We start from the raw sequence: 7,764 nt of genomic DNA, 5'->3' as shown, positions 1-7,764 counted from the left end.
AGATGATCTGATCGTAGCTTTAAGCATTAGTTCCCTGATTTAGGAAACAAAGCCAGCAAAAAGCCTCTCCTTGCCGAGATGGAAAAGAGACAGCTAGAGGTTGTGTGTAGGGGTACTTCGAGAAATCGTTTACTCAAATCACCCGGGCAGTGAGATGAGGTTTTCGCCTTGGCGTTGTGATTAGGGGAATTGCCTCCCCCTAATCAGTTTCTATTAAATGCTGTTGAGGTTAACGGTTTAGCTTAAAGGTACTGACTGCTTGCGTGAGCTTTTCAGACAGTGCAATAAGTTCCGAAGCTTTCTCTTGGTTTGATGCCGACAAGTTGTGTGTCTCGCGGGCTTTGTCATTGACGTCAACGATACTCTGATTGATTTCGCCTGCGACAAGGGTTTGCTCTTCAGTCGCTGTGGCTATCTGTGTATTCATGTCTTCAATGACGGTGATAGAGCTCGAGATTTCATTGAGTGAAGCCTGTGCTCGTTTCGCATTCTCCATGGTGACATTTGATGCTTCTCGGTTCATCTGCATCATATCCATAGAGCTATTGGCTTCATGCTGCAATGAAGTAATCACCTCTTGAATCTCATTGGTGCTCTGTTGAGTGCGGTTGGCTAGGTTACGAACCTCGTCAGCAACAACCGCGAAACCACGGCCTTGCTCACCAGCTCGTGCAGCTTCAATGGCAGCGTTAAGGGCAAGCAGGTTGGTTTGGTCTGCAATGTCTTTGATCACGTCCAATACGGTGCCAATACTTGAGGTTTTCTCACCTACGGTGTTGATGACGTCGGAAACTTCTTGAATCCCTTGAGAGAGGCTCACAATACTGTGATTTACAGTATCAAACGTTTGATTGCCGGACTGTGCTTCTTGCGCTGCTTGCATCGCCGCTTCTGAAGCTCGATGAGCGTTTTGTGCGACTTCATCTACAGCGACCGACATTTCGTTCATTGCCGTCGAAGTTTGCTCTAGCTGTTCCATTTGCGAGGCAGAACTGGCATTCACGCTGTCGGCTGCGTTGGTTATGCCTTCTGCAAAGGTAAACAGGTCGTTCGATGAGTTACGGATGGTCTCAATTGTGGTGCTCAGCTCATTGACCATATCGTTAACTGCAGCATTGATACCAATCGCTTTGCCCTGTTGTTGTTTGATTGCGGTAAAGTCACCAGAGGCCACTTTAGCTACGGTCGCTTCTATTTCACTTGGCTCTCCACCGAGTGGGCGGTAAACCAAAACTTCAACAACGTAGTACACGCAACCCGCGCAAATAAGCAGTAGCGTCAAAGAGGTGATCAGAGTTTCAGTTAGGTTATCTTTTGAGTCCTGATTAACATTGGTCTCTTTATCCCACGTCCATACACTCCAACCAAGATCGTTGATTTTAGCGCCTGCTGCCAAGAACTCCGTATTCAGATAAACGTACTCGAAGCTCTCTTCTCGCGTGGTGTCTCTGTTCGCAAAAGCTGGGATCTCGTTGAAGATACTTTTCCCTATTAAAGACGGGTTTTGTGCGGCTAAGATAAAGCCATCTTCACGAGTGACGAAGATTTTATTATTTGTGGTGAGTTGCTCGGTGAATCTGGTCAGGTCTTCAACCAGGATGTTTAGAGCAGCAACGCCGACAATCTTGCCTTGTTTGTAGATAGGCGTTGCTAGAGACATTACTTGGTCACCGGTTGACGCCAGGTAAGGACGAGTAATGATTTTGTCCTCGCCACTCATTGCTTTCAAAAACCATTCGCGTTGTTTGGTTTTGGCATTAAAGTTTTCGATGATGCCATTGGTTTTTGACGAGTAGGAAGTGCCATCCGCTAGAGAAAAGTAGATGTTAGTAACTTTGGTTGAGCTCATGGCACTATGGAGCGTTGTGATTGCTCGTGATGTGTCGACTTGACCACGCTCATCGAAAGACAGCTCATTGCTCACTACTTTCAAAATATCAAAGTAGCGATTAATTTTCTGTCCGATAGTATCTGCGATAAGTTGAGATTTATATCCCAACTGTTTTTTATAACTTACGGTCGACGAAGTCTCGAAATTCTTCCAGCTTAAAAAGCTTGTCGTCATGATTAACATGACTGTTAGCCCCATAATAGAAAGCAATATTTTTAGTTTAGCACTCATAACTTGTTCCAATATAAGCAGTGTTGATTATTTTTAAGATTTCTTATAATTCAGGCGAATGTCCGAACTTTAAATAATATAACACTTATAAAATTCACGTATAAGCTTGGTTTATTTGTGAATAATATACATCTAATTAATATATGCAATATTTATTAAATGCAATGATTACTTATTTACTTGGTGTATCGAGTGCTTATTTTTATTGAACCAATATCCCATAATTAAACTGGTCTTACTTGCTGATTTTATTGCTTATGCCTTGGTGTGTATGGGGTTGCTTGTTGATTATTGCCCTTAATTAAAATAAGGTTATGGCATTTGTTTACTTTAAATAAATCATAAAATGAAAGTTTGTTTAATTTTATTTAAACTTTCTTACTGGTCTGAGTTGTTGATTCCCATAATAGAGAGGAGAGAATAGAGTTAATAAAGAAGTATCTAATTAAGGTTTTTCTATTTTAGCTTTTATTTAAGTTAATATGTGGGAGTGGTTTTCACTGATTGAAATAGGCGTAATATATTTGTGGTCATTATTAGGTGAAAAGAATCTCTCTATTTACACTTAAATTAACTCATTTTCGTAAAATAGTATTGGCTCTCAAGTTCCTCAGTCTCCCTAACAAAAAACGCAGCCAGTTCAGCTGCGTTTTTTTTGTTATTTTGGCAGTGAGCCATGTCATTCTTGAGTTTAGCTAGTCAGCCCTAGAGAAGATCAGGGATAAAGTTAGCGACGATAGATACATCGCTGAAGTTGCGATAGCCGCGCACCATGATGCTGAATTCACCCGCAGGTTTGTTCAATACACATTGTTCATTGCTGCTGTTCTGATATGGACGGCAGTCAAAGTTTGCTTTTGATACCACACCATTATATTTGACGTATAAGTCGGCATCGCCACTGCGAGGGCCTGTCATGGTTACGGTTAATTGCCCTGCGTTTTCCGTTGTTAGGGTAAAAAATTGCTCTTCACCGTAACCTGCGGATAGTCCTTCAACAGGGACGTCATATTGAAGTTCTGTTGGACCTGCAACAGGTGAATCCAGACTAGTTTCAACGAGATAAGCAATCGCCAATTTAGCGAACTTCGAGGCATGGGTTGCAGTTGGATCTGAGTTCTCAATCGTATCATGCTGCGTGTGGATGCTAGGGTTGTAATCGTTGAACATGCTCTCGAACGGCATAGCTGCTGGGTAGCCAACGTTGTGCCATGATGCGTGATCGGAACAGGCATAGCCACAACGGTCGAAACTGTAACTGATGTCGCTCGCGTAGGTATCAATCAACTCGCTCAGGTAAGCCGTTAGGTTGCTGTCGGTGTAGTCGGTGATGAAGGTAATATCGTGTGCTGAACCGTTGTAGTTGGTCATGTCTAATTGCAGTACCGATACAACGTTTGCTTGTTCGTCTCTTAATGCATTAGCGACATCTTGTGAGCCACGTAGCCCAACTTCTTCTGCAGCATAACCATAGAACTTAATGGTTTTGTCTGGTTGAATACCACTGGCGATCATCAGGCGAAGCGACTCTGTTACCGTTGCAATACCAGACGCATCATCATCGGCTCCCGGTGAGATGGTGCCTTCGCTTGTCCAAGATCCAACGGTCGAATCAAGGTGTCCACCAACTACGACGATCTCTTCAGGATATTTAGCGCCAAGCAGTATCACTTCAACGGATTTCTGTGGGTATTCGGCATGCGTGATCTGGCGTGCAGACGCATACGGCACATCCTTAATTTCTGTTTCCCAACGCTCTAAAAGCCAATCTGAAGCAGCGACACCAGTAGAAGTAGTATAAAAACGGTTGGTGAAGTTGGTTAGGTTTTCAATAGTCGTGACCATGTTGTTCGGCTCGACCTGAGATAGCAGATCGTTCACTGTGTCTTGATGGCTGATCACCGGTTTTTCGAAGGTGTTCATTGTCAGTGGCATCGCTGCGGCTTTGAGTGCACTTGCTTTGTCTTCGTGCACCATGTAGCCACCACAACGGTGAGTTTCTTCATGCATGTGGCTGGATAGTTTCGCCAGCTCTTTCTGGTTGATTTTAGCTACGATGGAGTGCTTGTTCCCAGTCACGCTTAGATAAACCGTTGCGCCATGTTGAGTCATTATATGCTGTGCGTCAGCATCGGTGGTAATCCAGACTTCTTCGTTCGCTGGTGGTGTGATGCCTAGGGATGCGTAAGCCGAAGTACTGTTGATTAAGGCTAAAGAGCCTCCGAGTACAGCCAAAGCTAGCATGCTTTTTTGAATAGCCATTTGTCGTCCTTTTTATGGTGAGTATTGTTATGTTGATGGGGGTGATTTTTGTGTAACACGTGGATGTTTTTGTGTAGATGTTTCATTTTCTGAACAGATAACCGCGAAAAGGGCCCCTTTCGGAGCCCTGAATTTGCTATTGATTATTGTGTTTTAATGAAACGGTAGTGCTTGGTTTCTGAACAGATATCGCTTGAGGTACACACTTGGTACTCCACATCCACTGTGCCGTTGTGACGGAACTTGTCGACGTATGAGTTGAAGTCTGTAGCACCAACATTCTTGCCATTACGCTTAATCACGAAGTAGTCGTTGGTGTCGTAATCCCATGCCAGCTTAACGCGAGCTTTGCCATTCGGGTTTTTGTTACCAAACTTCAGTTTTAATGGGAAGCCTTCCGCTGAGTCACCTTCAATCGTAATCGACTTGCTTGTTGATGTTGCAACGCCTGCATCGTCAGTCACGGTTAGAGTCACCACGTAGTCGCCAGCTTCAGCGTAGGTATAACGAGTCACTTCACCGGCTTGTGTGTTGCCATCGCCAAGGTTCCATTGGTAAGAGACGATCTGGCCATCGCTGTCCGAACTTGTGCTACGCAGCTCTACTTCTTTGCCTACGACCGTGTGTTCGAAAGAAGAAACTGGCGGTACGTTAGCATTGCCTGATTCGTACGATGCTTTCAGGTTTGCACCTGCGTAATCTGAGTAACCCAGAATGTTCACCGTGTAGCGACCAGCTGTTGGGTTTTCAATTACACATACTTCATCGGTTACGCTTTCACTCTTACAGATATTCTCTTGAGAGCTTGGCGCATAATCTAGACCGACATACATATCCGGATCACCAGTAGACACAGCAAGATCAATCGTTAGCTTGTCTTGGCCTTCTGGTACTTCGATATCGAAGTAAGTTTTTGAGCCGGTTTCACCAGCAACCGCAGCTTCAACACCGTTTTCAAGGCGTTGATATTCCGGTTCTGGCGGCAGTGGTGGCTCTGCACATGGGGTAACACCCACCAGACCGAACGCAGAAACAACGTCATCGGCATTGTAGCCAAGGTCGTTTGCTGAGTTTTTCACGCCACAAGCACCCTGCCAGAAGTCACTATTTTCCGACCAGTAAATTTGGTTAGATAACACGAAAAGCTCGAATGCTTTTTTGGTATCCCAACCTTGCGTGGTTGCAAGATGGTAGAAGGCTTTGTTAAACACACCAGAGCTGTAGTGAACATTCAAGCCATCGTAGTACTCGGATGCATTATTGATTGAAGAACCGTCGCGTGATGGATCGTCCATGTAACGCAGAGCCCCGTCGCCTTTAAATATATTACGGCCGACCATCCAGTCGTTGGTACCTTTCATGTAGTATTCTGCCGCTTCACCTGCCATATCAGAGAAAGCTTCGTTCATACCACCGGATTGGTTTGCGTAAACCAAACCTGAGTTTTGCTCAGTGAAACCGTGGCTCACTTCGTGCGCTGACACATCTAGACTTACAAGTGGGTAGAAGAAGCTTTCACCATCTCCGAATGTCATTGCCTTGCCATCCCAGAATGCGTTCTCGTAGTTGTTACCGTAGTGAACACGCATCATGAGTTTGAAAGAGAGCGGCGCTGTGTCGAACCAGTTCTTATACATATCGAACACGATGTTACCGAAGTAGTGCGCATCGTTGAGTGGAGAGAAGGCTCCGTTCACTTCTTTATGTTCGTTACGAGGACATTCGTAGCTATAAGTGGTGTCGCCGTCTGTCGCGCCATTTAGGTCAACGGTAACGACATTTTCCGATTCCATCACACACTCTGTGCCGTTTTCTACCACATCAAGGTAGTGGTAGTCGGTACCGTACTCGTACATGCCTGTTTTCTCGTTACCACCAGGGCCTGTACCGATCTGTGCGTGAGCAATACCTTCCCAACGGTCGATAACTTCGCCGGTGTGTGCGTCTAGCATGGTGAATGGTCGAGCTGGCTGTTCGCTGCCTTCGACAAGATAAGAGACAACGTAGACTAGGCGTGTTTTGTCATGTCCTTGTTTTCCTGAACCTTGATAAATAAACAGTTCATGCTGGACGTTATCTAAAGATTTGCTTGTTAAGCCCTGAACCTTGAGATCTTTACTCGCAAGCTCAACGGCTTGAGAGCTGTTGATCGATGGTTTAACAAACGATCGCTCTAGGGTCGTCGTTTTAAGGTAGTTGCCTTGAACAGACTTAAGTGCGCCACCTTGTACACTTTGGGTGGCATTTAGGTAATGTCCCCATACTGGCGTTCCCCAGATGTTCTGTTGGATCTTAACTTTGTAGATGCCACGCTTTTTGAGGTTAACTTCCTTTACCATCTTAAAGCTAGAGGCGTTACTGACGCCTAACTGAGTGTTCAACCCAGAAAAGCTAGTAAAGTTGATCGGTTGATCGATGCTAACTGATTCACTTGCATGTACTGATAAAGACATCGCGCTCGCTATAGCAACGGCAACTAAACGTTTTTTCATTTTCATTGTTATTTTCTCTTTCCATGTAAAATCCATGAAAACGTAACAAAATTATCACAACGAATTTACATCATTCGATCCGATTAATTAGTAGCATGGCAATGATCTCTTTTATTCATGAAACTTATATTTTTCGTATTTACAGATAGTTATCGTTTCTGTTTATTTTTGAACGCACCTATATGTTTTATTTATAAAATTATGACACTTTTATTAAGTGTTAATTTCTATTGGAAATTAAGATTCTTAAGTAAATTGATCTGTGCCTCAGTTAAGGTGTTCCGAGCTGATAGAAGGATCAACGATTTGAAAGTGTCATTTTAACCTGAAGGCTGTTAAGCGATTTTAAGGGCAGTTTTGATAAGAATTTGAAGATTTTTAGGCTTATTTTTCGAATTGTTAGTTACAAGAGGGAAGGGGGATTGGGCACTTCTTTGGCACAGAGCACAAAATCTGCTGGATGAAAAAAGCCAGCGACGGGTCACTGGCTTAGATTAACTTAGTTTGTACAGGCTACTGATTAAAGGTACGTAACGAAGACACTTAACTATGGTTTGTAACTAAAGCGAATTACTGCTTCTTACCGCCAACTTGAACGTAGTCGATACCGATAATACGGTTGATGATACCCAGAACAGAGCTCGTATCAGAGTTTGTTGAGTGAATAGTCTCAACGGTTGCACCTTCGGGTACTAATTCCATTGCGCGGTCTTGAGTATTACCTGGAACTTGGAAACCGACAATGTTGAAGCTCTCAGCGTGCGCTGTGTAAACTTCATCGTTGTGGCTAATACCTGAACAACCTGCAAGAGAGACAATACCCAAAATAACTAATAACTTTTTCATAAATACACCTTAAGAATGGTTGGAGTTTAGGTTCATAGGGAG

At 43.8% G+C, this 7,764-nt stretch carries 4 protein-coding genes; all 4 read right to left on the bottom strand.

What is annotated here, in order from left to right:
- Positions 1-229: 229 nt before the first annotated feature.
- Complete coding sequence (locus ACED45_RS13535) at positions 230-2,122, bottom strand: methyl-accepting chemotaxis protein (protein ID WP_371714257.1); 1,893 nt, start codon at positions 2,120-2,122, stop codon at positions 230-232.
- A 705-nt stretch (positions 2,123-2,827) separates the two neighbouring features.
- A complete protein-coding gene (locus ACED45_RS13530; protein ID WP_371714256.1) occupies positions 2,828-4,384 on the bottom strand; it encodes a M28 family metallopeptidase in 1,557 nt (518 codons plus the stop codon).
- Positions 4,385-4,527: 143 nt separating this feature from the next.
- A complete protein-coding gene (locus tag ACED45_RS13525; RefSeq protein WP_371714255.1) occupies positions 4,528-6,882 on the bottom strand; it encodes a M4 family metallopeptidase in 2,355 nt (784 codons plus the stop codon).
- A gap of 564 nt (positions 6,883-7,446) precedes the next feature.
- On the bottom strand, positions 7,447-7,722 hold the full coding sequence (locus tag ACED45_RS13520; protein ID WP_146491158.1) for a hypothetical protein: 276 nt from the start codon (positions 7,720-7,722) through the stop codon (positions 7,447-7,449).
- Positions 7,723-7,764 lie beyond the last annotated feature (42 nt).

This window comes from Vibrio crassostreae, assembly GCF_041439375.1.
GTDB lineage: Bacteria > Pseudomonadota > Gammaproteobacteria > Enterobacterales > Vibrionaceae > Vibrio > Vibrio crassostreae_D.
This window is presented reverse-complemented; position numbering and strand designations above follow the sequence as displayed.

Bases quoted from the DNA above. Each gene is read 5' to 3' on its own strand.
- ACED45_RS13520 (WP_146491158.1), bottom strand. From the start codon at position 7,722: ATGAAAAAGTTATTAGTTATTTTGGGTATTGTCTCTCTTGCAGGTTGT.
- ACED45_RS13530 (WP_371714256.1), bottom strand. From the start codon at position 4,384: ATGGCTATTCAAAAAAGCATGCTAGCTTTGGCTGTACTCGGAGGCTCT.
- ACED45_RS13535 (WP_371714257.1), bottom strand. From the start codon at position 2,122: ATGAGTGCTAAACTAAAAATATTGCTTTCTATTATGGGGCTAACAGTC.
- ACED45_RS13525 (WP_371714255.1), bottom strand. From the start codon at position 6,882: ATGAAAATGAAAAAACGTTTAGTTGCCGTTGCTATAGCGAGCGCGATG.